This is a genomic window from Ruegeria sp. I1, from assembly GCF_056532675.1.
In genome coordinates, this window is record NZ_JBQFNM010000002.1 from 376,817 (window position 1) to 400,927 (window position 24,111).

The 24,111-nt window shown below is 57.9% G+C and carries 27 protein-coding genes; 23 read left to right on the top strand and 4 right to left on the bottom strand.

Going from position 1 to position 24,111, the window contains the following annotated elements; translation table 11 throughout:
* Window position 1: 1 nt before the first annotated feature.
* Genes nuoG through ACR0DH_RS05755 form a run of 14 tightly spaced genes read left to right on the top strand, consistent with a single transcriptional unit; the run spans window position 2 to window position 14,277 of the window.
* Complete coding sequence (gene nuoG / locus ACR0DH_RS05690) at window positions 2-2,020, top strand: NADH-quinone oxidoreductase subunit NuoG (RefSeq protein ID WP_480547769.1); 2,019 nt, start codon at window positions 2-4, stop codon at window positions 2,018-2,020.
* 45 nt (window positions 2,021-2,065) lie between these two features.
* Window positions 2,066-3,103 carry an NADH-quinone oxidoreductase subunit NuoH gene (gene nuoH, locus ACR0DH_RS05695; RefSeq protein WP_480547770.1) on the top strand — a complete coding sequence of 346 codons (1,038 nt, stop codon included), beginning with the start codon at window positions 2,066-2,068 and terminating at the stop codon, window positions 3,101-3,103.
* Window position 3,104: 1 nt separating this feature from the next.
* On the top strand, window positions 3,105-3,599 hold the full coding sequence (nuoI, locus tag ACR0DH_RS05700) for an NADH-quinone oxidoreductase subunit NuoI (RefSeq protein WP_353008116.1): 495 nt from the start codon (window positions 3,105-3,107) through the stop codon (window positions 3,597-3,599).
* Entirely contained in the window at window positions 3,596-4,000 is a 405-nt protein-coding gene (locus ACR0DH_RS05705; protein ID WP_480547771.1) for a carboxymuconolactone decarboxylase family protein, read from the top strand. The genes nuoI and ACR0DH_RS05705 overlap by 4 nt, the downstream gene beginning before the upstream one ends.
* Window positions 3,993-4,403, top strand: coding sequence for a carboxymuconolactone decarboxylase family protein (locus tag ACR0DH_RS05710; RefSeq protein WP_480547772.1), 411 nt, complete (start codon window positions 3,993-3,995; stop codon window positions 4,401-4,403). Before ACR0DH_RS05705 ends, ACR0DH_RS05710 begins: the two co-directional genes overlap by 8 nt.
* Window positions 4,400-5,002 (top strand): NADH-quinone oxidoreductase subunit J, encoded by a 603-nt coding sequence (locus ACR0DH_RS05715; protein WP_480547773.1) that lies wholly within the window; start codon window positions 4,400-4,402, stop codon window positions 5,000-5,002. Before ACR0DH_RS05710 ends, ACR0DH_RS05715 begins: the two co-directional genes overlap by 4 nt.
* Window positions 5,002-5,541 carry a hypothetical protein gene (locus ACR0DH_RS05720; protein WP_480547774.1) on the top strand — a complete coding sequence of 180 codons (540 nt, stop codon included), beginning with the start codon at window positions 5,002-5,004 and terminating at the stop codon, window positions 5,539-5,541. Before ACR0DH_RS05715 ends, ACR0DH_RS05720 begins: the two co-directional genes overlap by 1 nt.
* Window positions 5,538-5,843 (top strand): NADH-quinone oxidoreductase subunit NuoK, encoded by a 306-nt coding sequence (nuoK, locus tag ACR0DH_RS05725; RefSeq protein ID WP_005984024.1) that lies wholly within the window; start codon window positions 5,538-5,540, stop codon window positions 5,841-5,843. Before ACR0DH_RS05720 ends, nuoK begins: the two co-directional genes overlap by 4 nt.
* A gap of 7 nt (window positions 5,844-5,850) precedes the next feature.
* Window positions 5,851-8,040: an NADH-quinone oxidoreductase subunit L gene (gene nuoL / locus ACR0DH_RS05730; protein ID WP_480547775.1), complete on the top strand. Its 2,190-nt coding sequence runs from the start codon at window positions 5,851-5,853 to the stop codon at window positions 8,038-8,040.
* Window positions 8,040-9,584, top strand: coding sequence for an NADH-quinone oxidoreductase subunit M (locus ACR0DH_RS05735; protein WP_480547776.1), 1,545 nt, complete (start codon window positions 8,040-8,042; stop codon window positions 9,582-9,584). Before nuoL ends, ACR0DH_RS05735 begins: the two co-directional genes overlap by 1 nt.
* A 15-nt stretch (window positions 9,585-9,599) precedes the next feature.
* On the top strand, window positions 9,600-11,042 hold the full coding sequence (nuoN, locus tag ACR0DH_RS05740; protein WP_480547777.1) for an NADH-quinone oxidoreductase subunit NuoN: 1,443 nt from the start codon (window positions 9,600-9,602) through the stop codon (window positions 11,040-11,042).
* Window positions 11,043-11,072: 30 nt separating this feature from the next.
* Window positions 11,073-11,822: a biotin--[acetyl-CoA-carboxylase] ligase gene (locus tag ACR0DH_RS05745; protein ID WP_480547778.1), complete on the top strand. Its 750-nt coding sequence runs from the start codon at window positions 11,073-11,075 to the stop codon at window positions 11,820-11,822.
* Between the two features lie 11 nt (window positions 11,823-11,833).
* A complete protein-coding gene (locus ACR0DH_RS05750) occupies window positions 11,834-12,613 on the top strand; it encodes a type III pantothenate kinase (RefSeq protein WP_480547779.1) in 780 nt (259 codons plus the stop codon).
* On the top strand, window positions 12,610-14,277 hold the full coding sequence (locus ACR0DH_RS05755) for a ribonuclease J (RefSeq protein ID WP_480547780.1): 1,668 nt from the start codon (window positions 12,610-12,612) through the stop codon (window positions 14,275-14,277). Before ACR0DH_RS05750 ends, ACR0DH_RS05755 begins: the two co-directional genes overlap by 4 nt.
* Window positions 14,278-14,285: 8 nt before the next feature.
* Here the strand turns inward: ACR0DH_RS05755 and ACR0DH_RS05760 are convergent, their stop codons facing one another.
* Window positions 14,286-14,987, bottom strand: coding sequence for an NUDIX hydrolase (locus ACR0DH_RS05760; RefSeq protein ID WP_480547781.1), 702 nt, complete (start codon window positions 14,985-14,987; stop codon window positions 14,286-14,288).
* A gap of 28 nt (window positions 14,988-15,015) precedes the next feature.
* Complete coding sequence (locus ACR0DH_RS05765) at window positions 15,016-15,414, bottom strand: DUF983 domain-containing protein (RefSeq protein ID WP_480498836.1); 399 nt, start codon at window positions 15,412-15,414, stop codon at window positions 15,016-15,018.
* Between the two features lie 200 nt (window positions 15,415-15,614).
* Between ACR0DH_RS05765 and ACR0DH_RS05770 the strand changes: the two genes are divergently transcribed.
* Genes ACR0DH_RS05770 through ACR0DH_RS05785 form a run of 4 tightly spaced genes read left to right on the top strand, consistent with a single transcriptional unit; the run spans window position 15,615 to window position 17,516 of the window.
* Complete coding sequence (locus ACR0DH_RS05770) at window positions 15,615-16,079, top strand: EF-hand domain-containing protein (protein ID WP_480547782.1); 465 nt, start codon at window positions 15,615-15,617, stop codon at window positions 16,077-16,079.
* Window positions 16,080-16,085: 6 nt separating this feature from the next.
* The gene (locus ACR0DH_RS05775) at window positions 16,086-16,700 is read left to right on the top strand and encodes an RNA polymerase sigma factor (RefSeq protein WP_480547783.1); all 615 of its coding nucleotides are present in this window, start codon (window positions 16,086-16,088) and stop codon (window positions 16,698-16,700) included.
* Window positions 16,693-17,046: a hypothetical protein gene (locus ACR0DH_RS05780; RefSeq protein ID WP_480498833.1), complete on the top strand. Its 354-nt coding sequence runs from the start codon at window positions 16,693-16,695 to the stop codon at window positions 17,044-17,046. Before ACR0DH_RS05775 ends, ACR0DH_RS05780 begins: the two co-directional genes overlap by 8 nt.
* Window positions 17,043-17,516 (top strand): periplasmic heavy metal sensor, encoded by a 474-nt coding sequence (locus tag ACR0DH_RS05785; RefSeq protein ID WP_480547784.1) that lies wholly within the window; start codon window positions 17,043-17,045, stop codon window positions 17,514-17,516. Before ACR0DH_RS05780 ends, ACR0DH_RS05785 begins: the two co-directional genes overlap by 4 nt.
* On the opposite strand, the gene ACR0DH_RS05790 is transcribed toward ACR0DH_RS05785, so the two are convergent.
* The gene (locus ACR0DH_RS05790; protein ID WP_480547785.1) at window positions 17,513-18,913 is read right to left on the bottom strand and encodes a diguanylate cyclase; all 1,401 of its coding nucleotides are present in this window, start codon (window positions 18,911-18,913) and stop codon (window positions 17,513-17,515) included. The two genes, ACR0DH_RS05785 and ACR0DH_RS05790, sit on opposite strands and share 4 nt — an antisense overlap.
* An 89-nt stretch (window positions 18,914-19,002) precedes the next feature.
* Here ACR0DH_RS05790 and ACR0DH_RS05795 point away from each other — a divergent pair, with 89 nt between their 5' ends.
* The 5 genes from ACR0DH_RS05795 to ACR0DH_RS05815 all read left to right on the top strand — a co-directional run bounded on the left by ACR0DH_RS05795 (window position 19,003) and on the right by ACR0DH_RS05815 (window position 23,369).
* Entirely contained in the window at window positions 19,003-19,284 is a 282-nt protein-coding gene (locus tag ACR0DH_RS05795; RefSeq protein WP_480547786.1) for a DUF3572 domain-containing protein, read from the top strand.
* Window positions 19,285-19,307: 23 nt separating this feature from the next.
* A complete protein-coding gene (locus ACR0DH_RS05800) occupies window positions 19,308-20,000 on the top strand; it encodes an HAD family hydrolase (RefSeq protein ID WP_480540866.1) in 693 nt (230 codons plus the stop codon).
* A 119-nt stretch (window positions 20,001-20,119) separates the two neighbouring features.
* A complete protein-coding gene (locus tag ACR0DH_RS05805; RefSeq protein ID WP_480540868.1) occupies window positions 20,120-21,679 on the top strand; it encodes a trimethylamine methyltransferase family protein in 1,560 nt (519 codons plus the stop codon).
* A 113-nt stretch (window positions 21,680-21,792) separates the two neighbouring features.
* The gene (locus ACR0DH_RS05810; RefSeq protein WP_480547787.1) at window positions 21,793-22,380 is read left to right on the top strand and encodes a heme NO-binding domain-containing protein; all 588 of its coding nucleotides are present in this window, start codon (window positions 21,793-21,795) and stop codon (window positions 22,378-22,380) included.
* On the top strand, window positions 22,377-23,369 hold the full coding sequence (locus ACR0DH_RS05815; RefSeq protein WP_170532363.1) for a GGDEF domain-containing protein: 993 nt from the start codon (window positions 22,377-22,379) through the stop codon (window positions 23,367-23,369). Before ACR0DH_RS05810 ends, ACR0DH_RS05815 begins: the two co-directional genes overlap by 4 nt.
* Window positions 23,370-23,375: 6 nt before the next feature.
* Here the strand turns inward: ACR0DH_RS05815 and ACR0DH_RS05820 are convergent, their stop codons facing one another.
* Entirely contained in the window at window positions 23,376-24,074 is a 699-nt protein-coding gene (locus ACR0DH_RS05820) for a CbiX/SirB N-terminal domain-containing protein (RefSeq protein ID WP_480547788.1), read from the bottom strand.
* Between the last annotated feature and the right edge of the window lie 37 nt (window positions 24,075-24,111).

Genomic DNA, 24,111 nt, shown 5'->3' on the forward strand with positions numbered 1-24,111 from the left:
AATGTCTGACCTCCGCAAGATCAATATCGACGGCCAGGAAATCGAAGTCGATGGCGCGATGACCCTGATCCAGGCTTGTGAGCAAGCCGGGGTCGAGGTGCCGCGCTTTTGCTATCACGAGCGTCTGTCGATTGCCGGAAACTGCCGGATGTGTCTGGTCGAGGTCGTGGGCGGTCCGCCGAAACCTGCGGCATCTTGCGCGATGCAGGTGCGCGATCTGCGCCCCGGTCCGGAAGGTCAGGCGCCTCAGGTCAAGACGAACTCGCCCATGGTGAAAAAGGCCCGCGAAGGGGTGATGGAGTTTTTGCTGATCAACCACCCTCTGGACTGCCCGATCTGTGACCAAGGCGGTGAGTGCGACCTGCAAGATCAGGCCATGGCCTATGGCGTCTCGGGGTCGCGCTTCAAGGAAGCGAAGCGTGCGGTGGATGATTTGGATCTGGGGCCGCTGGTTGGCACCGCGATGACCCGCTGTATCAGCTGCACCCGCTGCGTGCGCTTCACCACCGAGGTTGCTGGGATCACTCAGATGGGTCAGACCGGGCGCGGGGAAGATGCTGAAATCACGTCGTATCTGAACCAGACGCTGGAATCGAACCTTCAGGGCAACATCATCGATCTTTGTCCGGTTGGGGCACTGACCTCGAAGCCTTACGCCTTCACCGCCCGTCCGTGGGAGCTGACCAAGACCGAGAGTATCGATGTGATGGATGCTCTGGGCTCGAACATTCGCGTGGACACTAAGGGTCGCGAAGTTATGCGGTTCCTGCCGCGCAACCATGATGGCGTGAACGAGGAATGGATCAGTGACAAGACCCGTTTTGTCTGGGATGGCCTGCGCCGTCAGCGTCTGGACAAGCCCTATATCCGTGAAAACGGCAAGCTGCGGCCTGCATCGTGGCCCGAGGCGCTGAACAAGGCGACTGAGGCGTTGAAGGGCAAGAAAGTTGCGGCCTTAGTGGGTGATCTTGTACCGGTAGAAGCTGCCTTTGCGCTCAAGCAGCTAGTCGAAGGTCTGGACGGCAACATTGAATGCCGCGTGGACAATGCGCGTTTGCCTGCCGGAAACCGCTCGGGATATGTCGGGACGGCGTCAATCGAAGATGTCGATGACGCAAAATACATCCTTCTGATCGGAACCAACCCACGTGACGAAGCGCCGGTTCTGAATGCACGCATCCGAAAGGCCTGGTTGAACGGGGCCAAGATCGCCAATATCGGACCTCAGTCTGATCTGACCTATGACGTCTTCCAGATGGGCGACGGGCGCGGTGCATTGATTGATCTTCAAAAGCACGAGTTCGACGATATTCTGGAAAAACCCTCGGTGATCATCGTCGGAATGGGCGCTTTGCGTGAAGCAGATGGTGCAGCGGTGCTTGGACATGCCATGGAGGCAGCGGCCCGGACCAACGGCAAACTGATGATCCTGCATACTGCTGCGGGCCGTGTCGGAGCAATGGACGTAGGTGCTGTGACGGAAGGCGGGCTCGAGGCTGCAATTGACGGAGCAGAGGTGATCTATAACCTCGGTGCGGATGAGGTCGAAATCGATGATGGGGCCTTCGTCATCTATCAAGGCAGCCACGGTGACCGGGGTGCGCATCGTGCCGATGTGATCCTTCCGGGCGCGGCCTATACCGAAGAAAACGGTCTGTTCGTAAACACCGAAGGTCGCCCGCAATTGGCGATGCGCGCTGGGTTTGCACCGGGCGAGGCCAAGGAGAACTGGGCTATCCTGCGGGCCCTTTCCGCAGAACTGGGCGCAACGCTGTCCTATGACTCGTTGGCGCAACTGCGTACGGCCCTGATAGAAGCGGTTCCACATCTGGCCCGCATCGACGAGGTGATCGAAAACGAGATGCAGCCGCTGGAAGCCGGTGCATTGGGCGACGCGACATTCCGCAATGCGGTCAAGGATTTCTACCTGACCAACCCGATTGCCCGCGCCTCGCAACTGATGGCCGAGCTTTCGGCGCAAGCCAAAGCTCTAAAAACCGACAGGATCGCCGCAGAATGATCCGAACCGCTGAAATATCCCCGACGACCCACGGTGTGAGGACCAATGGCTGACTTCTTTAACACCCCAGGTGGCATCGCCCTGATCATCCTGGCCCAAGTGCTTGCGGTTGTGGCCTTTGTGATGATCTCGCTGTTGTTCCTTGTCTATGGCGACCGCAAGATTTGGGCCGCCGTCCAAATGCGCCGAGGCCCTAACGTTGTGGGCGCTTACGGCCTTTTGCAAACGGTGGCAGATGCGCTGAAATATGTGGTCAAAGAGGTCGTGATCCCGGCGGGCGCGGATCGCACGGTCTTTATTCTTGCGCCGCTGACATCCTTTGTATTGGCCATGATCGCCTGGGCGGTGATCCCATTCAACGATGGCTGGGTCCTGTCGGATATCAACGTCGCTATTCTCTATGTCTTCGCTGTCTCCTCGTTAGAGGTTTATGGCGTGATTATGGGTGGTTGGGCGTCGAACTCAAAGTACCCGTTCCTTGGGTCGCTGCGGTCAGCCGCGCAGATGATTTCCTATGAAGTCTCCATTGGCCTGATCATTATCGGCATCATTATCTCGACCGGGTCGATGAACTTTGGCGACATCGTGCGCGCACAGGATGGGTCCTTCGGCTTCTTCAGCTGGTACTGGCTGCCGCATTTCCCGATGGTCTTCCTGTTCTTCATCTCTGCACTGGCCGAGACCAACCGTCCGCCGTTCGACTTGCCCGAGGCGGAGTCAGAACTGGTCGCAGGCTATCAGGTCGAATATTCCGCCACGCCCTTCTTGCTGTTCATGGCCGGTGAATACATCGCCATCTTCCTGATGTGTGCCTTGACCACGCTGCTTTTCTTCGGCGGCTGGCTGTCGCCGATCCCGGGCCTGCCGGATGGGGTGCTGTGGATGGTCGCCAAGATGGCGTTCTTCTTCTTCCTCTTCGCGATGGTCAAAGCGATCACACCGCGCTACCGCTATGACCAACTGATGCGGCTGGGTTGGAAAGTGTTCCTGCCGTTCTCGCTGGTCTGGGTGGTGTTCGTGGCCTTTGCGGCGAAATTCGACTGGTTCTGGGGCGCATTTGCGCGTTGGAGCGTAGGAGGCTGATATGACCCAAATCGACTACACTCGCGCTGCCAAGTACTTTCTTCTGCAGGACTTCTGGGTCGGCTTCAAACTGGGCATGAAGTACTTCTTTGCCCCCAAGGCCACCGTGAACTATCCACACGAAAAAGGCCCCCTGTCCCCACGCTTCCGGGGTGAACATGCCCTGCGCCGCTATCCGAATGGGGAAGAACGCTGCATCGCCTGCAAACTGTGTGAGGCGATTTGCCCGGCGCAGGCCATCACCATCGACGCTGAACCGCGCGAAGACGGCAGCCGCCGCACCACGCGCTATGACATCGACATGACCAAGTGCATCTATTGCGGTTTCTGCCAAGAGGCTTGCCCGGTCGATGCCATCGTCGAAGGCCCGAACTTCGAATTCGCTACTGAAACCCGCGAAGAGCTGTTCTACGACAAGGAAAAACTGCTGGATAACGGCGAACGCTGGGAAGCCGAGATTGCCCGCAATCTGGAAATGGACGCACCGTATCGATGACTTCGACTGATCCAAAGACCAGCACTTACGCGCGCGGAAAGGCGTTGTCCGAACAGGTCAACCCAGGCATGGAGGATGCTCTGCGCGCCCGATATGATGAACTCGTGCCGGGCCTTTCACGTACGGTTGTGGATGTGGCCTATGGGCAGTTCTATGATCGCGGGGTTGTAGACGAAAAGACCCGATTGCTGGCGACCGTCGCAGCGTTGACTGCACTTGGCGGGCAGACCCGGCCGCAACTCAAGGTCAATATCGCAAGCGCGCGCGCTGTGGGTGCGTCACGCGAGGAGATCAGTGAGATCATCTTTCAGATGACCCTCTATGGAGGGTTTCCGGCGATGATTAATGCAATGAACGCAGCGATCGAGGTGTTTGAAGCGGAAGAGGCGACGGATGAATGACAGCCCGACAAATCCGTTCGAGCTGATGATGAAGCAGGCTCAGGACATGGCCAAGGCGATGAACCCGGCGATGGAAAGTTTCTCGCCCAAAGGGTTCGAGGCGCTGTGGCCGACCATGCCGAAAGAAGTCATGGAGATGATGTTCGGCAATACCGTCAACAAAGACGGGCTGGATGCCAAAACCCGCCTGCTGCTGACGCTGGCCGGGCTGACCTGTCAGGGCGCGCAGGCGGACCCAGCGGTGCGTCAGACCGTGCGCCACGCGCTGGAAGCGGGTGCCAAGAAACAAGAGATCGTGGAAACGATCGGTCAGATGTCGGTCTTCGCCGGCATCCCGGCCATGACCCGCGCGCTGGATCTAGCGCAAGAGGTCCTGGGCGACAACGAGGATGAGGATCAATGACCGTCTTTGCCTTCTACCTGTTTGCCATCAGCGCCATCACCGGCGGGCTGTTTACGGTGATCAGCCGTCAACCGGTGCATTCTGTGCTGTGGCTGATCCTGTCCTTCCTGTCTTCGGCAGGGCTGTTCGTGCTGCTGGGGGCCGAGTTCGTGGCGATGCTGCTGATCATCGTTTATGTTGGCGCGGTCGCGGTGCTGTTCTTGTTCGTCGTGATGATGCTGGACGTGGATTTTGCCGAGCTCAAGGCCGAGATGGCGCGCTATATGCCGCTGGCCCTGCTGATCGGTCTGGTGATCCTGATGCAGTTCGTCATGGCTTTCGGCGCTTGGGATAGCGCACAAGGTGTCGAGGCCAATCTGGCCCAGCCGGTTCCGGCAGACCGCCACAATACCGAGGCGCTGGGTGTCATCCTTTATGATCAATACTTCCTTCTGTTCCAATTGGCGGGCCTGATCCTGCTGGTGGCCATGATCGGCGCAATCGTGCTGACGCTGCGCCACCGTCAGGACATCAAGCGTCAGGACATCATCGGCCAGATGATGCGCGACCCGGCCAAGGCGATGGAGTTGAAGGACGTGAAACCGGGGCAGGGGTTGTGATGCGTGGAATATTCTTAGCATTTGCTTTTGTTCTGTTTGCCGGTAGCGCCTTTGCTTGTAGTCTTGAGGAAGACCCCACATGGAGAGATCAACCAATCTCGGTAGCACCGGATGGGAGCTTTCAGCACGCTGAAGACTATAAGTATCATAAGTCGTTCGGTGGAAAGATCGTTGATCTGGGCGGTAAACTAGTTGCCCAACGAGTCACCCTCACGACCACGTGCGGTGGCGTTTTTGAGAGTATTTTGTTTGCCGACTGCCATCGGGCAGAAGTCGTGTCGATCTTAGGAGCAGAAAATCTAGACCAGCCTTACGGATGGCGTGACGAACTCGTGGATTTGATACAAGTTCCCATTGGAGCTATCGACTTGCGGAAAATTACTTCTGCAGCTGAACTCGTATCGTTTGCTTACGAAAACGACTACAAAGTTTCTCTTAATGTTGAGCAAAGAGTCGCAAACATGAAGCGCCGCAACCGCTATGACCCATTTAACGGCTGCAAAATCTACTACCCAGAGTCCCGAGGAGCAGGTCTATGATCGGACTTGAACACTATCTTACGGTCGCGGCGACGCTGTTCGTCATCGGCATCTTCGGTCTCTTCCTGAACCGTAAGAACGTCATCATCCTGCTGATGAGCATCGAGCTGATGCTGCTGGCGGTGAATATCAACCTTGTGGCGTTTTCCAGTTTCCTGGGCGATCTGGTCGGGCAGGTGTTCACGCTGTTTGTGCTGACCGTTGCGGCGGCTGAGGCGGCGATTGGTCTGGCCATTCTGGTCTGTTTCTTCCGCAACCGTGGCACCATCGCGGTTGAAGATGTCAATATGATGAAGGGCTAAGAGAACTATGGAAACCACCATCCTCTTTGCCCCGCTGGTGGGCGCGCTGCTCTGCGGGTTTGGCTGGCGCTTTATCGGCGAGAAAGCGGCCATGTGGACCGCCACCGGCCTGCTGTTTCTGGCCTGTCTGCTGTCGTGGATCGTGTTCCTGTCCTTCGACGGGCAAACCCAGCAAATCGAGATCATGCGCTGGATCGAGAGCGGCTCGCTGTCAACAAGCTGGGCCATTCGCCTGGACAGGCTGACGGCTATCATGCTGATTGTGGTGACGACCGTCTCGGCGCTGGTTCACCTCTATTCTTTCGGCTACATGGATCACGACCCGCAATGGCGCGAGGGTGAGAGCTATAAGCCGCGCTTCTTTGCCTATTTGTCTTTCTTCACCTTCGCGATGCTGATGCTGGTGACGGCGGACAACCTGGTTCAGATGTTCTTTGGCTGGGAAGGCGTGGGCGTGGCGTCTTATCTGCTGATCGGGTTCTACTATCGCAAACCTTCGGCCAACGCGGCAGCGATGAAAGCGTTTATCGTCAACCGAGTGGGTGACTTTGGCTTTGCACTTGGCATCTTCGCGCTGTTCTTCCTGACGGACAGCATCAACTTTTCCGACATCTTCGCGTCGGCTCCAGCGCTGGCAGAAGAAAAGCTGCACTTCCTTTGGGGTGAGTGGACTGCCATCGAAGTGATCTGCGTACTGCTGTTCATCGGCGCGATGGGTAAGTCGGCGCAGTTGATCCTGCACACATGGTTGCCCGATGCGATGGAAGGCCCGACACCTGTGTCGGCGCTGATCCACGCTGCGACCATGGTGACTGCAGGTGTATTCCTGGTCTGCCGTATGTCGCCGCTGATGGAGTTCGCGCCGGGTGCGACCGGGTTCATCACCTTCCTCGGCGCTTCGACTGCGTTCTTCGCGGCAACTGTGGGGCTTGTACAGACCGACATCAAACGCGTCATCGCCTATTCGACCTGTTCTCAGCTTGGATACATGTTCGTGGCGGCCGGCGTCGGTATGTACTCGGCGGCGATGTTCCACCTGCTGACGCACGCATTCTTCAAGGCGCTGTTGTTCCTGGGCGCAGGCTCGGTGATCAATGCGATGCATCACGAGCAGGAAATGACTGAATACGGTGGTCTGCGGAAGAAGATCCCCTACACATTCTGGGCGATGATGATCGGAACGCTGGCCATTACCGGCGTTGGTATCCCGCTGACCACCTTTGGGTTTGCTGGCTTCCTGTCCAAGGATGCCATCATCGAAAGCGCCTTTGCAGGCGGAACGGGCTATGCCTTCTGGATGCTGGTGATCGCGGCGATGTTCACGTCGTTCTATAGCTGGCGGCTGATCTTCCTGACATTCTATGGCGAGCCGCGCGGGGACAAGCATACCCACGATCATGCGCATGAAAGCCCGATGACCATGCTGGTGCCGCTGGGCGTTCTATCGCTGGGCGCGGTGTTCTCGGGGATGGTGTGGTACAGCAGCTTCTTTGGTCACGCAGATAAGGTCGGCAAGTTCTACGGCATTCCGGTGGCTGAGGTGCATGCGGATGGGCACGATGCCGCCACCCATGCAGAGCATGTGGCCGATGGCACAGCAGAAGCTCATCACGGTGAGGAAGGGCATGGCGACGAAGCCCATGCCGATACCGCCCATGCAGATGATGGACACGCAGAAAAACCCGCGCATGGAGAGAAAGACGCTCATGATGGCGACCATCACTATGTCTTTGCCGGTCAACCGGGTGAGGGCGCGCTGTATATAGCACCGGACAACCATGTGCTGGATGATGCACATGCGGCCCCGAAATGGGTCAAGGTCTCGCCATTCGTGGCGATGTTGCTTGGGTTCATCGTGGCCTATTGGTTCTACATCGTGAACACCTCGCTTCCCGCGCGGTTGGCGGCGAACCAGCGTCCACTTTACTTGTTCTTGCTGAACAAATGGTACTTTGACGAGATCTACGACGCGATCTTCGTCAAACCCACCGTTGCGATTGGCCGGTTCCTGTGGAAACGCGGCGACGGCAACACAATCGATGGCTTCCTGAACGGAATAGCAATGGGCGTTGTTCCCTTCTTCACCCGCCTCGCAGGCAAGGCGCAGACCGGGTACATCTTTACCTATGCCTTCTGGATGGTGCTGGGCATCGCGGCCCTTGTGACCTGGATGTCGATCGGCGGAGGGGCGCAGTAATGGACAATATCCTTTCCATCGTTACCTTCATCCCGGCGATTGCAGCAGGCATTCTGGCGCTGTTTCTGCATGGCGATGATGCGGCGGCACAGCGGAATGCCAAGTGGATTGCGCTTCTGGCGACGACTGTGACCTTCCTTGTGTCCATCGGCATCTACACGGGCTTTGACCCCTCGAATACCGGCTTCCAGATGGTGGAAGAGGGTGAGTGGCTTATGGGTCTGAAATACAAGATGGGCGTGGATGGCATCAGCGTTCTGTTTGTCCTTCTGACCACATTCATCATGCCGCTAACCATTCTGGCCAGCTGGAACGTGACCGATCGCGTCAAGGAATACATGGTGGCCTTCCTTTTGCTGGAAACGCTCATGCTGGGCGTGTTCATGGCGCTGGACCTGGTGCTGTTCTACCTGTTCTTCGAGGCCGGTCTGATCCCGATGTTCCTGATCATCGGCATCTGGGGCGGAGCGAACCGCATTTACGCCAGCTTCAAGTTCTTCCTTTACACCTTCCTCGGCTCTGTGCTGATGCTGGTGGCGATGGTTGCCATGTACGCAGACGCGGGCACCACGGATATCGAGGCGCTGATGACCCACCAGTTCTCGTCCGAGGGGTTCAGCGTACTGGGTATCTATATCATCGGCGGTATGCAGACGCTGATGTTCTTGGCGTTCTTCGCCTCGTTCGCTGTGAAAATGCCGATGTGGCCGGTGCACACCTGGCTGCCGGATGCACACGTTCAAGCCCCGACCGCTGGTTCGGTGGTACTTGCGGCGATCCTGCTGAAGATGGGTGGCTACGGCTTCCTGCGCTTCAGCCTGCCGATGTTCCCGGTGGGCTCAGCAGTGATGACCGATCTGGTGCTGTGGATGTCAGCCATCGCTGTCGTCTACACCTCGCTGGTGGCGTTGGTGCAGGAGGATATGAAGAAGCTGATCGCCTATTCCTCGGTCGCGCATATGGGCTTTGTCACCATGGGCATCTTTGCGGCGAACCAGCAAGGCATAGATGGCGCGATCTTCCAGATGCTCAGCCACGGGTTCATCTCGGCGGCTCTGTTCCTGTGTGTCGGCGTGATCTACGATCGTATGCACACCCGTGATATCGAGGCCTACGGGGGCTTGGTGATCCGTATGCCCGCATATGCGTTGGTCTTCATGCTGTTCACTATGGCCAATGTCGGTTTGCCGGGTACATCGGGCTTCATCGGCGAATTTCTGACCCTGATGGGAGCCTTCCAAGTCAACACCTGGGTGACCGCAGTGGCGGCGACCGGCGTGATCTTTTCAGCCGGTTATGCGCTGTGGTTGTACCGCCGGGTTGTGTTTGGCGACCTGATCAAGGAAAGCCTGAAGGCGATGACGGACATGAGCTCACGCGAGCGACTGATCTTTGCTCCGCTGATCATTATGACCATCCTATTGGGCGTCTACCCATCTCTGGTAACCGATGTGATCGGGCAATCCACCGCCGCGCTGATCTCGAACTATGACACGGCTCTGGCCGCGGCAGAGGCCGCGACCCAGACAGCCGCCTCGCATTAAGGGAGCTTTGGAGACATGATCCAAGCTGATCTGACAATAATCCTGCCAGAGATCGTTCTGGCCGTGTATGCGATGGTGGCTCTGATCGGAGCCGTCTACACGACGAAAGACGGGCTGGCCCCGGTGCTGGTCTGGACAACGGCGGGCCTGATGGCGCTGTTGTCCTTCTGGATCGCCACCAATGGTGACGGCATGAATGTCGCCTTCAACGGCATGTTCATCGACGATGGCTTTTCGCGGTTTGCCAAGGTCGCGATTTTACTTTCTGCCGCCGCCGTTCTGGTCATGAGCCAGGACTACATGGCGCGCCGAGACCTGTTGCGGTTCGAATACCCGCTATTGGTCGCATTGGCGGCTGTTGGCATGATGATGATGGTCAGCGCGGGCGATCTGATGTCGCTCTATATGGGGTTGGAGCTGCAGTCTCTCGCGCTCTACGTCGTAGCTGCACTGCGCCGCGACAGTGCAAAATCAACAGAGGCGGGCTTGAAATACTTCGTCCTGGGCGCGCTCAGTTCAGGCCTGCTGCTGTATGGGGCCTCGCTGGTTTATGGCTTCACCGGAACAACCCTGTTCTCGGGTATCATCGGAACCGTGCAGGCCGGAGAGGTCTCAATCGGTTTGCTGTTCGGTCTGATCTTCCTGATCTCGGGGCTGGCCTTCAAAGTCTCTGCCGTGCCGTTCCATATGTGGACCCCAGATGTGTACGAGGGCTCTCCGACCCCGATCACCGCATTCTTCGCGACCGCACCCAAAGTGGCCGCCATGGCGCTGTTTGCGCGGCTGTTGCATGACGCCTTTGGTGGCATTGTAAAAGACTGGCAGCAGGTGATCGTGCTGCTGTCGGTTCTGTCAATGCTGTTGGGTGCAGTCGCGGCCATAGGTCAGCGCGACATCAAACGCCTGATGGCTTTTTCGTCGATCGCTCATATGGGTTACGCGTTGATCGGTCTGGCCGCAGGGACCGAGCTGGGTATCAAAGCCATGCTTATGTATCTGGCCATCTACGTGACGATGAATATCGGTACCTTTGCCTTTATCCTGATGATGGAGCGGGACGGTAAGCCGGTCACGGATATTGATGCCCTGCGACAGTATTCCAAACGTGATCCGGGCAAGGCGCTGGCGGTTCTGATCTTGATGTTCAGCCTTGCTGGCGTGCCGCCGATGCTGGGTTTCTTCGCCAAGTTTGGCGTTTGGCAAGCGGGTGTCAGCGCGGGGCTGACCGGTCTGGTCATCGTCTCGGCCATCGCCTCGGTCATCGGGGCGTTCTATTATCTGCGGATCGTGTTCTACATGTATTTTGGGGCGGAAAACGAAGAACCGATCGAGACGCGTTCGACGCCTGTTCTTTGGGTGGCCCTGATGGGCTCGGCCGCGTTGATGCTGGTGGGCGTATTCTACCAGTTCGGGGTTGAAGGCGCAGCGGCTGCCGCTGCGGCGACGCTTGTCAACTGATCCCTTCCGCAAGACCGGGCCTTTCCTGTCATGAGCAATTGGCCAGACGGATACGGCCTGCATGTTGTGCAGGAGGTCGACAGTACCCTGAACGAGGCTGCCCGTTTGGCACTGCAGGCGCGGGGATCCGTTTGGATCATGGCACATCACCAGACCGCCGCGCGTGGTCGGCGGGGCCGGGCCTGGACGCACCCAAAGGGTAATCTGGCGGCGACGCTGCTGATGCGTCCCAGTGGTGATCCCGAGCAGGCCGCATTGCGGAGCTTTGTGGCCGCGTTGGCCCTGTTTGATGCCTGTGTTGCGGTGACAGGTCGTGCGGCGGGTCTGGCGTTAAAATGGCCCAATGATGTGTTGCTGAATGGTGGCAAACTGGCGGGTATTTTGCTGGAAAGCACGGGGCAGGGTCGCAGTGTCTCTCATCTGTCGATCGGGATTGGCGTAAACCTTGTGGACGCTCCGGGCACAGATATGGTCGAGCCTGGCGCGGTACGCCCGGTCTCGCTATTGTCCGAGACCGGGGCACAGGTCTCGCCCGAGGATTTCCTGACCGAACTCGCCGCCGCTTTTGCAACCTTAGAGGCGCAATTCGTGACCTATGGGTTCGAACCCATCCGCAGCGCATGGCTGGCGCGTGCAGCCCGGTTGGGCGAGGTCATCACTGCTCGCACCGCAACGTCCGAAACAGTGGGAACCTTTGAAACGGTAGACGCGGGGGGCAACCTTGTCCTAAACACCGCGAAAGGCCGCGTCAGCATTCCCGCGGCGGATGTGTTTTTCTGAAGGGGGCTCAGATGCTTCTGGCCATCGACTGCGGCAATACGAACACTGTGTTCTCGATTTGGGACGGCGAGAAGTTCCTGTGTACGCTGCGCACCTCGACCCATCATTCGCGCACCGCTGACGCCTATTTCACCTGGTACTCGACGCTGGTGAAACACTATGGGATCGAGGCCGAGATCAGTGACGTCATCATCGCGTCGACTGTGCCGCGTGTTGTCTTCAACCTGCGTATCTTTGCGGATCGGTTCTTTGGTTGTCGTCCGCTGGTTGTGGGTAAACCCGATTGCCTGCTGCCCGTGCCTCCGCGTATCGACGAAGGCACTGTTCCGGGGCCGGACCGTTTGGCCAACGCCGTTGGTGCGTTTGACCGCCACGGCGGCAATGTGGTTGTCGTGGATTTCGGCACGGCCACCAATTTCGATGTTGTAGCCGCAGATGGCGCCTATGTCGGTGGTATCATTGCACCGGGTGTGAACCTCAGCCTTGAAGCATTGCACCAAGGCGCCGCGGCCCTACCGCATATCGACATCACGCGCCCGGACAAGGTGATTGGTACGAATACGGTTGGCTGTATCCAATCGGGCGTGTATTGGGGATATTCCGGTCTGATCGAAGGGCTGATTGCCCGCATCAAGACCGAATACGGAATGCCGATGAAAGTCGTTGGAACCGGAGGGCTTGCACCCTTGTTCGACCAGGCCGACGTAGGGTTCGACGCAATCGAAGATGATCTGACGATGCACGGGCTGACCGTGATCCATCGCTATAACAAGGAAAATGGCTCAACATGAGCAGCGAAAGACTGATCTACCTGCCGCTGGGCGGGGCCGGTGAAATTGGGATGAACGCCTATGTATACGGCTACGGCAAACCGGGAAACGAACGTCTCATCCTTGTCGATCTGGGTGTGACCTTCCCGGATATGGACACTACGCCTGGGGTGGATCTGATCCATGCCGATATCTCATGGCTGCGGGAACGTGCCGATCGGCTTGAGGCCGTGTTTGTCACCCATGCGCATGAGGATCACGTTGGCGCCGTTGCTCATTGCTATGAGGCGCTGGGGGCACCCGTTTATGCGCGCGCCTTCACGGCCAATATCGCGCGCCGCAAGATGGAAGAGCATGGCCACCCAGAGGACGCGGTCCATACGGCTTCGGCCTGGCCAGAACAGGTCTCGGCTGGCCCGTTCACGGTTGGCTTTCTGCCTGTTTCACACTCGATCCCTGAAAGCGCGGCACTGGTGATAGACACACCCGCAGGTCGGATTGTGCATTCAGGCGACTTCAAACTCGACGCGAACCCGGTGGTGGGTGAGGCGTTTGATCCGGACCTGTGGGCCGACGTCGCCAAATCGGGCGTCAAAGCGCTGGTCTGTGACAGCACGAATGTGTTCTCGACCCATGCCGGGCGTTCGGAATCCGAAGTGGGGCCCGAGATCACCAAGCTGGTCGAAAGCGCCGAAAGCATGGTTGTGGCGACCACCTTCGCGTCGAACGTGGCGCGGGTGAAAACCTTGGCTGAGGCCGGGCAGCGGGCCGGGCGCTCGGTTGTGCTGCTGGGCCGCGCCATGCGCCGGATGATTGAAGCGGCGACGGAAACCGGCATTCTGTCGGACTTTCCTAAAGTGATCAGCGCTGAAGAGGCGGTGGACCTGCCACGCCAGAACCTGATGCTGATCGTGACCGGCAGTCAGGGCGAACGCCGCGCTGCCAGTGCGCAGCTGGCACGCGGCAAGTATCGCGGTATCGAGTTGAAAGAGGGTGATTTATTCCTGTTTTCATCCAAGACCATCCCCGGCAACGAGCGTGGCGTGATTTTCATCATGAACCAACTCAGCGAAAAGGGCGTCGATGTGGTGGATGACAGCTCGGGGCTCTACCACGTCTCGGGCCATGCAAACCGGCCTGATCTTGAGAAAGTGCATGCGTTGGTTGATCCACAATTTGTGGTTCCGATGCATGGGGAACACCGTCATCTGCGTGAACATGCCAAGCTGGCTGAAGCTGGCGGACGGACGGGTGTTCTTGCTGTGAATGGCACCATGCTGGACCTGACTGGCAACGCGCCCAAAATAGTGGACTATGTCGAAACCGGACGCACTTATCTTGACGGTACCGTGAAGATAGGCGCGTTGGATGGGATCGTGCGTGACCGCATCCGTATGGCGCTGAACGGACATGTGACAGTGACCGTTATTCTGGATGAAGAGGATGAACCGCTGGGTGAGCCCTGGTGCGACACGATGGGTCTACCCGAGATTGGAACATCACGTGCGGCGCTGGTCGAGGTGCTGGAAGAAGACTTGAACCAGTTCCTGATGCGGGCCGAAGCGAAAACGCTGCGGGATGACGACAAGCTAGAAGAGGCGATGCGCCGGATCGTGCGCCAGACGGCAAAAACCGAGATCGGCAAGAAGCCCGAAGTGACGGTTGTGATCAGCCGGATGAAGTAAGCCGGGCGTCAGTCGACATCCGGCATCGGAACGCCCCTCAGGCGGAAAAACAGGCTCGCCTCGTCATTGTTGCTGTAGAATGGCACCGACGCGGGCGGGCTGGGGTCAGCGACACGGGTTTCGATTTCGGCCAGCACGACCTCGGTGATGAAGGGCAGGTCCAGATCGCGGGCGCGGTTCAGTTTGACCCATTGCAGATGCGACAGCTCATCCGAGGCGCGGCTGAAATCATCCAGATCTCCTTGAATCTGATCTGCATCCACCAGGAAGAACCGCGCATCGAACCTGCGTGGTCGACCCGGCGGGGTGACCGCGCGAAACACAAACTGCAGTGCATTGGCCGATGGCAGGAAACCGGAGCGGGCAAAGCCGGACCAGTCTGCGGGTACGTCGCCTTGCCAGTTGCCGGGCTGACCCAATATCAGCCCGGTTTCCTCCCACAGCTCGCGGATCGCTGCGGCGGCCAGCGCCGTTTGCAAACCGGGGTCGGAATGCTCGGCCAGGCGATTATGGCAGAGGGCAGGCAAGGCATTTGCAAGCGTAATATCGGCGTCTGCCGGATCAACCGCCCCACCTGGAAACACGAACTTGTTCGGCATGAACACCGCATTCTTGCCGCGCTGCCCCATTAGGATCGACGGATCAGACAGCCTGTCGCGCAACACGATGACCGTTGCGGCGTCTCGTATCGGGGTCTTGTCGATGCTCATGCGTGGGTGGTTCCGGCGGTAGGCGTCATCAGGCCTTTTCAAACCCGTTCATACGACGGGCCCATTGATAGGCCACGACTGCTCCTTTCAGCCGGGGCAGCAGGTACAAAGACAATGCCACACAAGCGATTGAGAGGCTGATCGCCATGGTCCAGGGATCCGGTCGCCAATGCACATACGACACATGCAGAACAGGTGCCAGCAGGTGACCAACCAGAAGGATCGTCAGATAGGCCGGGCCGTCATCGGCGCGGTGATGAAACAGCTCCTGCCCGCAATTTGCGCAGTGGTCGTTCACCTTCAGATAGCTGTGCAGCAGCTTGCCTTCACCGCATTTGGGGCATTTGCAGCGAAATCCCTTGACCAGCGCGGGCCAAGTCTCGCGCTCATCTGCGGTTTCAGTCGATTTGTCGATTGTCTGGTCCATAGCAATACTCATGCGTTCGCCTTTCGCAGATATTGCGCCCGAATGGTGCGAGTTAAAAGGGGGGTGCGTCGCTTTGCGCCGATGTGATTTTTAGGGCCCGCGCAAAAAATATGCGATCCAAGCGACGGAAATACCCGCGGGGTGCGTTTGAATGGGTATGAGCAGCGGTGATGAGGCCGCTTCAAAAAGGGGAAAGACCTATGAAGAACTCAATATTTATTTCGGGGATCATTCTTGCCGCGGTTGCAATCACAGGCACATCCGTTTTGGCAGCGGGTCCCAAAGATCGCCAGCCAGCTTCGTTCCAAGAACTGGACGCGAATGGGGATGGTCAGATCACCAAAGATGAAATGACGGCCCATCGCAACGCACGGTTTGCAACCGCTGATACCGATGGCGATGGTCAGCTGAGCGTGGATGAAATGCAGGCCGTAGCGCAGCAGAGATCCAGCGATCGTGTAACCAAGATGTTCGAAAAGCATGACGCAAACGGGGATGGTTTTCTGAGCGATGATGAGTTGCCGAAACCGCGCCGGGCTGACAAGATGTTTGACCGGATCGATGCCGATGACAGCGGCGGCATCTCGGAACAGGAATTTGCTGATGCAAAAGACAAAATGGGTCGACACAAAAAGCGCCAGAAGGCGGACGCCGACGATAGCTGATGCAGGATGGAGGATCTGACCTCCCACTCACAGACCGGTTGCGGTGGCACCTCCGCCGCAACCGAACTTGGCGACGATGCGTTGCTAAGGCGCTTTGCTGATGGCGATGCGGGCGCGGCACGGATTTTAACCGACCGTCTGGGCCCGCGCTGCTATTCGGTGGCATTTCGCGTGTTGGGAAACCGGGCCGAGGCTGAGGATGTCACGCAGGATGCGATGATGCGCCTGTGGCAGATGGCGCCCGATTGGGTGTCCGGCCAGGCCAAGGTTTCGACCTGGCTCTATCGGGTGACGCTGAACCTGTGCACGGATCTTCGGCGCAAGAAACGGCCCGAGCCTTTGTCAGATGTGCCGGAGCCAGAGGATGACAAAGTCGATGTTGTCGATCAAATGCAGGACGCGGCGCGCAAGGATGCTTTGCAGGCAGCTTTGGATATGTTGCCAGATCGACAGCGGCAAGCAGTCGTGCTGCGCCATATCGAGGAATTGTCCAACCCCGAGATTGCCGGGATCATGGAGATTTCGGTAGAAGCGGTTGAAAGTCTGACCGCGCGGGGAAAACGCAGTCTGGCCGCCTTTCTGGCCGAACGACGGGATGAACTGGGGTACAAGAATGGCTGATATGGATATGGAATTGGATCACCTGTTCGCCGAGGCCCGACAACGCCGGGATGCGTTGCCGGATGATCTGGTCGTACGGATACAGACGGACGCCGAAGCGGTTCGGCTGGAACGTCTTTCGAAATCATCGAGGCCGACGCAAGGCTTCTGGTCTCGCGTCACGGGTCAGCTTGGAGGCTGGCAGGGTTTGGGCGGTTTGGTCGCTGCAAGTGCAGCCGGGGTCTGGATCGGATTCTCAGCGCCTGCATTTCTGCCTGATACGGTCAGCTTTGTTGGGGGGCAGGATGCGGCCTATCTGGTTTCGGATCTGGGATTTGACACAAGTTTTCTGGAGGCTGCGGAATGAGCGCGGAAACCAAACCGAAGCGGCGTTGGATGCCGATTGTTCTGGTCATCTCGCTGGCCTTGAATCTGCTGGTCATTGGAATGGCCGCAGGGACTGCTTGGCGCCTGAAAGGAAGCGATCACGCCAAGGCGCCGCCGGGCTTCGGGCCTGCCTTGTATCGCGCATTGCCGAAAGGCGAGCGCAATGCCATGTGGCGGGAACTGTCTGTGCTGCACAGGAAGGGTGCCAAGGATCGGGCCGAGGATTTCGCCACCATGTCGCAAGCCTTGCGGGCTGTTCCGTTTGACCCGGCTGCGGTTGAGGTTCTACTGCAGCAACAGACCCGCTCGATGGTTGAAATTCAGGACGAGCTGAAAACTCGCTGGCTGGCCCGTGTGGCTGCGATGACGGATGCCGAACGTCAGAAATACGCCGATCGCCTGCAAGAGGTGGTCGCGCGTGGCCAGAAGGATAAAAAGAGGGGGGGCTAGGCCGCGCTTTGCCTGATCCGGACCTGGTTCCGCCCAGCCTTCTTTGCGGCATACAGCGCTTTGTCCGCCGATTTCAGAAGCCTGTCCACAGGTTCGGGCTGTGTGTCCCCGGATAGGTCTGCCGGCAACGCATGTTTAAGGCCGATGCTGATCGTGACTGAGACCGGGTGCTTGTGGTCGGGCAGGTGAAAGGGCCGGTCGCAGATACTGTCGCACAGGGCTTCGGCAAGCTTAAGCGCGCGGGCGCGCGACATGTTTGATGCGCCGATCATGAATTCCTCGCCGCCGATACGGGCGACAAAGCCTGCGTCGCCCAGCACCTGCTGCATACGCTCGGCAGCCTGCGTCAGTACCAAATCACCGCTGGCATGGCCAAAACGGTCATTAATGGTTTTGAAATGATCAAGATCGGCCAGCATCACGACAAACCCGCGCCCGGATTTGGAACATTGGCGCGCCATTTGCGCCATCGCGTGCATCCCATAGCGGCGGTTGTGCAAGCCGGTCAGAGGATCGATCCACGAATCCGCGATGCCGCGTTTCAATGAAGCGCGCATCTTGTCGATACGGGTTTTACGGGCCAGTTGATTGGCCAGCCGCAACTGGATCTCTTGCGCGCAATATCCTCCGAGGCAAACGGCATCTGCTCCACGATCCAAGGCCTCGGATGCCATGGCAGCGTTCTTGTCGGTCAGAACCCCGATCAGAACCGTATGACGCGTTGCACCGCGTGACCTGAGATCAGCCAGGATGTTCAACCCCGATGGGCTGGTATCCAGTTCGATGATAATCGCGTCAGACGGGGGGGCGGACAAAAGCGTCTGCAAACTTGATTGCGTGTGCCAGCCAACGGAATGCGGTGACTTGTCTGCAAGGTCTTTACACCAAGTGGCACCGGTCCGAGGGGACAGGGACAGAATGTCAACCCGCGCTGGTTCGAACGGTGAGAGGAAGGCGCTCGTTTCTTCTGCAAAGCCAATGCTTTGCGTCCCGTGATTGACGCGCAGATCCTGGGTGTCCGCGCGCGCGCGCAACAGGCTTCGAACGCGGGCCAGCAGCAACGTGTCCTTGAACGGGTGGGTCATGACGTCATCAAGACCGTCCTCTAGCGCGCGCAGGCGGACGGCTTTGTCATTCTGTGGGGCAAGGGCAATCACCGGCACATCGCCCAGGTCGGGTTCGCTCAGGATCAGTTTCTTCACATCTGCCGCCGTCCCATCTGGCAGGGAATGCGCAGTCAGCACCAGATCAGGCCGCGTCCGCCGCAAGAGTGCCCCAAGTCCTTTAAGCCGTTCCCCTTGTACTACATGGTACCAGGCCGCTGTCAGCTGAACCTTCAGCATGATGCGGTTGGTTGATACCCCGTCGAGGACAAGGATGGTTCCCTGCACGGACATTGTTGCTCACCCATTGATTGCATGCGTCAACAAAGTGTTTATGAGTCTGGTTAACAAACCCTTTCCAAGATCGTTTTCAGGGCCTGTTCATGTCACTTTCCGCCGATTCCGCCGAAACTCTGGCCCTAACCGTCTTGGGTTGGCTGGTCGGAAATGAGGAGCTTTTGCCGGTCTTTTTAGGCTCAACCGGCGCTGCATCCGAGGATTTGCGCGCCAGTGCGGGCGATCCGGCCTTTCTGACGTCAGTGCTGGATTTTCTGCTCATGGATGATTCGTGGATCGTTGCGTTTTGTGACTCGCATTCAATTCCCTATGAGCATCCAGCCCAGGCGCGCGCCGCGCTTTCGGGTGGCGAAATCCACTGGACTTGATCCCATCCCTGCAGGAGCATCTGATGCCAATTGACGCTATTGTCTTCGACAAAGACGGTACTCTGTTCGATTTCGCCAACACTTGGGGCGCGTTTGGGCGATCCCTTGTGATGCGCCTGACAAACAATGATGAAACACGGGCGGCTGCGCTGGGCGATGTGATCGGCTACGATCTTGCACAGGATCGATATGTTGAGGATAGCATCGTGATTGCCTCAACTGTCGAAGAGATTGCGGAATTCATGCTGCCACATGTCGATGGCTTCACGTTGACTGGGCTCATCGACGTTATGAATGTCGAAGCCGCCGCTGCCACGCAATCCCCAGCCGTGCCGCTCAAACCATTTCTAGAAGGCCTTCGAAAATCTGGGCTCAAACTTGGGGTGGCCACAAATGACAGTGAACACCCAGCTATGCAGCATCTGACGTCGGTCGGAATTCAGGATCATTTTGACTTTATCGCGGGCTATGACAGCGGCCATGGCTATAAGCCGGGGCCAGGTCAGTTGTTGGCCTTTGCCACGCATGTCGGGATCGATCCGTCGCGCATCGCGATGGTGGGGGACAGCCTGCATGACTTACAGGCCGGGCGCGCCGCTGGTATGGTCACCATTGGTGTGCTTACCGGGGTTGCCAAGACCGAGGCGTTGGCCCCGATGGCGGATGTCGTCTTGCCGGATATCGGGCATATCCCGGCCTGGTTGGAAAGAAACTGACAACACCAATTAGAAATTCGGCACATCGGGACTAAAAACCGACAACTTCTGTCGCAGATAGAACGGCTGAGATGCGGTCTTCAAGGCTTGCTTAGAAACTAGCAAAGCAGGAGAGGACTATGGCCGATACCAATACACGCAGACGTCGTGGCGGCGGTCGCGCAGGTGCAGCGGCTCGTCGTGGTAGTGCTGTGATTGATCAGATGCCATGGAATCCGCCGGTTAATATCGACCGCCCGACCGAACCTTTGGGTCCAGAGGGAGTGGAAGCGATCCATGATGGCGCGATGCGCATCCTCGAAGAGATCGGGATCGAGTTCTACAATGATGAGGCCATCGGCATCCTGCGTGAAGCCGGGTGTACCATCGATGGTGACAATGTGCGCATGGGCTGCGATTTCGTCATGGAGATGATCGCCAAAGCCCCCAGTCAGTTCTCGATCACGCCCAGAAACCCGGACCATACGATTCAAATTGGTGGCAAGAACCTTCTGTTTGGAAATGTATCGTCCCCTCCGAACTACTGGGATATGGAGATCGGCAAGAAGGTTCCGGGCAATCGCGAGATGTGCCGAAACCTGCTGAAATTGACCCAGTATTTCAATTGTATTCACTTTGCCGGCGGGTATCCGGTTGAGCCGGTCGATCTGCATGCCAGCGTCCGACACCTGGACGTGCTCTATGACAAGCTGACGCTGACAGACAAGGCGATGCACGCCTATTCGCTGGGCAAAGAGCGGGTCGAAGACGTGATGGAGATGGTGCGGATCGCGGGTGGGTTGAGCCACGAGGAGTTCGAGGCGACTCCGCGGATGTACACCAACATCAACTCGACCTCACCGCTGAAGCATGACTATCCGATGATCGACGGGTGCTTGCGTCTGGCACGGCGTGGTCAGGCGATTGTTGTGACGCCGTTCACCTTGGCTGGTGCTATGGCGCCGGTGACAATGGCGGGCGCTGTAGCTCAGTCGCTGGCAGAAGCCCTGTGCGCAATTGCGCTGTTCCAATATGTGCGTCCGGGCACGCCCTGTGCCATTGGAACATTCACGTCAAATGTTGACATGAAAACAGGTGCGCCTGCCTTTGGTACGCCAGAGTACATCCGTTCAACCCAGATGACGGGGCAGATGGCCCGGTACTACGATCTGCCGATGCGGTCTTCGGGTGTTTGTGCCGCCAACGTCCCGGACGGGCAGTCGGTTTGGGAGACGTCGAATTCCCTCTGGGCAGCTGTGCAGTCGGGTACGAATATGGTTTATCACGCGGCAGGTTGGCTAGAAGGGGGGCTAATCGCCAGCCCCGAAAAATTCATAATGGATTGTGAGGTTCTACAGCAAATTCAACGCTATATGGACCCCCAACTTGTGGCCACGGGCCCGGATGAAATTGCGCTGGACGCCATTCGTTCTGTCGGAAATGATGGCCACTTCTTCGGTATTCAGCACACCCAGGACCGCTATACCACGGCGTTCTATCAACCCTTCCTGAGCGATTGGAAAAACTACGAAGGCTGGGAGGTTGCCGGAGGTATCTGGACGGCTGAGCGTGCGCATCACATGTTCAAAGAGATCATTACCAGCTTTGAACCCCCGGCTTTGGACGATGGCATCCGGGACGAACTGGCCGATTTTGTTACCCGTCGTAAGGCCGAAGGCGGGGCGCCGACTGATTTCTGACTTGAAAACTATCGCTTTGATACTCGGTTGCATTCTCCGCAAACAGCGGTGGATTTTGGGTAATTGTTAAGATTTATCCGACCAAAGTGAGATGGAACCAAATGGGGCATCTTATGCATGGTCTGATAAATCGGGCGATCCAGTCTTTTGTTTGCGCGACCTATGGTCAATCGTGCTGGCTGCGTGTGACCGAGGCTGCGCGATTGGGCTTTGTCGAGTTCGAGGCCATGTTGACCTATGAAGACGATGTCCTGTTCCGGGTTCTGGAGGCGCTAAGCGCTGAACTTGGCCGCCCGCAGTCCGAAATACTCGAAGATGTCGGGACCTATCTGGTCTCGCATCCCAATATGGAAGGGCTGCGGCGCCTGTTGCGGTTTGGGGGTGTCAGCTATGTCGAATTCCTACACTCGCTGGATGATCTGCCTGATCGCGTCCGCTTGGCCGTCTCAGACCTGACCCTGCCCGCGCTGGAATTACGAGAGCTTTCGGTGACTGAATATCAACTGCTCTGCCATCCCGGTCTACCGGGCTATGCCAGCGTCATGGTTGGGGTACTGCGGGCGATGGCGGATGACTATGGCGCTTTGGTGATGCTGTCGGAGGATGGTCAACAGGACAGAGCTGAGGTCATATCCATCATGTTGGTCGAGACTGCTTTTGCCGAAGGACGTCACTTTGATTTGGGGGCGCGAAACGAATGACTAAGCCTCAGGATCTCGCACAGCTGCTCGAGACCCTTTGCCCGATGTTCATGCTGCTGGATGACAAAGGTCTTATCCAGAAGGTCGGACCGACATTGCAAAAGCTGCGACCAGATACGCCCCTGATCGGCAAAAGCTTTCTGGATGTGTTCCAGTTGATCCGACCACGGACCGTCACGACCATTCCGGCGCTGATGTCCATGGCCGGTGCCAAGCTGCATCTGAAGTTCCATGATGAGCCACGCACCGCTTTGAAGGGCCTGGTCGCCCCATTGCCGGATGGCGGCGGGGCAGTGATCAATCTGTCTTTCGGGATTTCAATTCTGGATGCGGTGCGGGATTATGCCCTGACTAGTGCCGATTTCTCGGGCACCGATCTGGCGATCGAACTGCTGTATCTGGTCGAGGCAAAATCTGCCGCGATGGAGGCGTCACGCTCGCTGAACCTGCGGCTGCAGGGGGCGATGCTTGCCGCTGAAGAGCAGGCGTACACCGACACATTGACTGGCCTGAAAAACCGCCGCGCGATGGATCACATGTTGGCGCAGCTCAGCGCGGCAAATGCGACATTTGCACTGATGCATTTGGATCTGGATTTCTTCAAATCCGTCAATGATCGCTTGGGGCATGCAGCCGGGGATTATGTGCTGCAGCAGGCCGCCCAGATCATGGTCGAGGAAACCCGGTCGAACGATATGGTGGCGCGAGTTGGGGGTGATGAGTTCGTCATCATCTTCAAGGGTCTGACCCAGGAAGAAATTCTGTCATCCATAGCCGATCGTCTGATCAAACGTCTTAACGAACCGATGATGTTCGAGCAACAACCCTGCCGTATATCCGCAAGCATCGGAACTGCGCTATCGACGCAGTTCGAGACGGTAAAGGCGGCTGACATACTGCATGCCGCCGATCTGGCCTTGTATCAGGCCAAACGAGAAGGGCGGTCACGTCATCGGTTGTATTCTAGCCTGTCACAGGCCCGCACCTGATCTGTGCTACGCTGCTGCAAAGACCGCTTCGAGCTTGCGGGCGATCTGGCGTTGAATGGGTGGAAGCTCTCCGACCACCGGCAGGGTTGCGCCTTGAAATCCTGCGCGATCCAGCTCCTGTGGGACATCTTCCAGCACATGGCCTCCGGTGCAGGCGAAAAAGGGCAGACAAAGAGACTGCGCACCGGCACCGCTTGCCGCATCTGCGATGGATGGGGGTTCTTCAACAAACCCGGCTTTCAGGGTCCTGAAAGGCAGCAGCCCGCCCAAATTTTCGGCGAACTCCAATGTCACAGCGGATGGATTGCGGCTGCGCCCAGATCCATGGGCGGCGATCACCAGATCTGTATCTTCGGTGACCCAGTCCTTTGACGTCAAAGCCTCGCGCAGGGCGGTGCACACCAAAGTTGGCAACTCAGGATCGACGCCAAGCGGGTCCAGAATCCGAAGCCCACGGTTGCCGACGCGTTTGGGCAAGACACTGGTCACAAACCAGCCTTTGGCCATGAACAAAGGATAGATCACCGCATCAGATGGCAGTTCGTCCATCACCGCCTCAAGCCGGCCAGGGGCTGCCAAGGTGGCCGAATGCACCGAGACAGTCTGGGTCAGAGCATCGACCTGAGCCGCAAATCGGGCAAGAGACGCCTCTGCCGGATCCGGGTCCGAGGGTTGACCATGGGCAACGATAATGGCCTGCGGCATATGTGGTTCCTTCTGTTTGCCCGATAGGTGTCGCGCC

What these genes read in the sequence shown, in the direction of transcription:
- nuoG (WP_480547769.1), top strand. Translation starts at nt 2, where the DNA reads ATGTCTGACCTCCGCAAGATCAATATCGACGGCCAGGAAATCGAAGTC.
- nuoH (WP_480547770.1), top strand. Translation starts at nt 2,066, where the DNA reads ATGGCTGACTTCTTTAACACCCCAGGTGGCATCGCCCTGATCATCCTG.
- nuoI (WP_353008116.1), top strand. Translation starts at nt 3,105, where the DNA reads ATGACCCAAATCGACTACACTCGCGCTGCCAAGTACTTTCTTCTGCAG.
- ACR0DH_RS05705 (WP_480547771.1), top strand. Translation starts at nt 3,596, where the DNA reads ATGACTTCGACTGATCCAAAGACCAGCACTTACGCGCGCGGAAAGGCG.
- ACR0DH_RS05710 (WP_480547772.1), top strand. Translation starts at nt 3,993, where the DNA reads ATGAATGACAGCCCGACAAATCCGTTCGAGCTGATGATGAAGCAGGCT.
- ACR0DH_RS05715 (WP_480547773.1), top strand. Translation starts at nt 4,400, where the DNA reads ATGACCGTCTTTGCCTTCTACCTGTTTGCCATCAGCGCCATCACCGGC.
- ACR0DH_RS05720 (WP_480547774.1), top strand. Translation starts at nt 5,002, where the DNA reads ATGCGTGGAATATTCTTAGCATTTGCTTTTGTTCTGTTTGCCGGTAGC.
- nuoK (WP_005984024.1), top strand. Translation starts at nt 5,538, where the DNA reads ATGATCGGACTTGAACACTATCTTACGGTCGCGGCGACGCTGTTCGTC.
- nuoL (WP_480547775.1), top strand. Translation starts at nt 5,851, where the DNA reads ATGGAAACCACCATCCTCTTTGCCCCGCTGGTGGGCGCGCTGCTCTGC.
- ACR0DH_RS05735 (WP_480547776.1), top strand. Translation starts at nt 8,040, where the DNA reads ATGGACAATATCCTTTCCATCGTTACCTTCATCCCGGCGATTGCAGCA.
- nuoN (WP_480547777.1), top strand. Translation starts at nt 9,600, where the DNA reads ATGATCCAAGCTGATCTGACAATAATCCTGCCAGAGATCGTTCTGGCC.
- ACR0DH_RS05745 (WP_480547778.1), top strand. Translation starts at nt 11,073, where the DNA reads ATGAGCAATTGGCCAGACGGATACGGCCTGCATGTTGTGCAGGAGGTC.
- ACR0DH_RS05750 (WP_480547779.1), top strand. Translation starts at nt 11,834, where the DNA reads ATGCTTCTGGCCATCGACTGCGGCAATACGAACACTGTGTTCTCGATT.
- ACR0DH_RS05755 (WP_480547780.1), top strand. Translation starts at nt 12,610, where the DNA reads ATGAGCAGCGAAAGACTGATCTACCTGCCGCTGGGCGGGGCCGGTGAA.
- ACR0DH_RS05760 (WP_480547781.1), bottom strand. Translation starts at nt 14,987, where the DNA reads ATGAGCATCGACAAGACCCCGATACGAGACGCCGCAACGGTCATCGTG.
- ACR0DH_RS05765 (WP_480498836.1), bottom strand. Translation starts at nt 15,414, where the DNA reads ATGGACCAGACAATCGACAAATCGACTGAAACCGCAGATGAGCGCGAG.
- ACR0DH_RS05770 (WP_480547782.1), top strand. Translation starts at nt 15,615, where the DNA reads ATGAAGAACTCAATATTTATTTCGGGGATCATTCTTGCCGCGGTTGCA.
- ACR0DH_RS05775 (WP_480547783.1), top strand. Translation starts at nt 16,086, where the DNA reads ATGGAGGATCTGACCTCCCACTCACAGACCGGTTGCGGTGGCACCTCC.
- ACR0DH_RS05780 (WP_480498833.1), top strand. Translation starts at nt 16,693, where the DNA reads ATGGCTGATATGGATATGGAATTGGATCACCTGTTCGCCGAGGCCCGA.
- ACR0DH_RS05785 (WP_480547784.1), top strand. Translation starts at nt 17,043, where the DNA reads ATGAGCGCGGAAACCAAACCGAAGCGGCGTTGGATGCCGATTGTTCTG.
- ACR0DH_RS05790 (WP_480547785.1), bottom strand. Translation starts at nt 18,913, where the DNA reads ATGTCCGTGCAGGGAACCATCCTTGTCCTCGACGGGGTATCAACCAAC.
- ACR0DH_RS05795 (WP_480547786.1), top strand. Translation starts at nt 19,003, where the DNA reads ATGTCACTTTCCGCCGATTCCGCCGAAACTCTGGCCCTAACCGTCTTG.
- ACR0DH_RS05800 (WP_480540866.1), top strand. Translation starts at nt 19,308, where the DNA reads ATGCCAATTGACGCTATTGTCTTCGACAAAGACGGTACTCTGTTCGAT.
- ACR0DH_RS05805 (WP_480540868.1), top strand. Translation starts at nt 20,120, where the DNA reads ATGGCCGATACCAATACACGCAGACGTCGTGGCGGCGGTCGCGCAGGT.
- ACR0DH_RS05810 (WP_480547787.1), top strand. Translation starts at nt 21,793, where the DNA reads ATGCATGGTCTGATAAATCGGGCGATCCAGTCTTTTGTTTGCGCGACC.
- ACR0DH_RS05815 (WP_170532363.1), top strand. Translation starts at nt 22,377, where the DNA reads ATGACTAAGCCTCAGGATCTCGCACAGCTGCTCGAGACCCTTTGCCCG.
- ACR0DH_RS05820 (WP_480547788.1), bottom strand. Translation starts at nt 24,074, where the DNA reads ATGCCGCAGGCCATTATCGTTGCCCATGGTCAACCCTCGGACCCGGAT.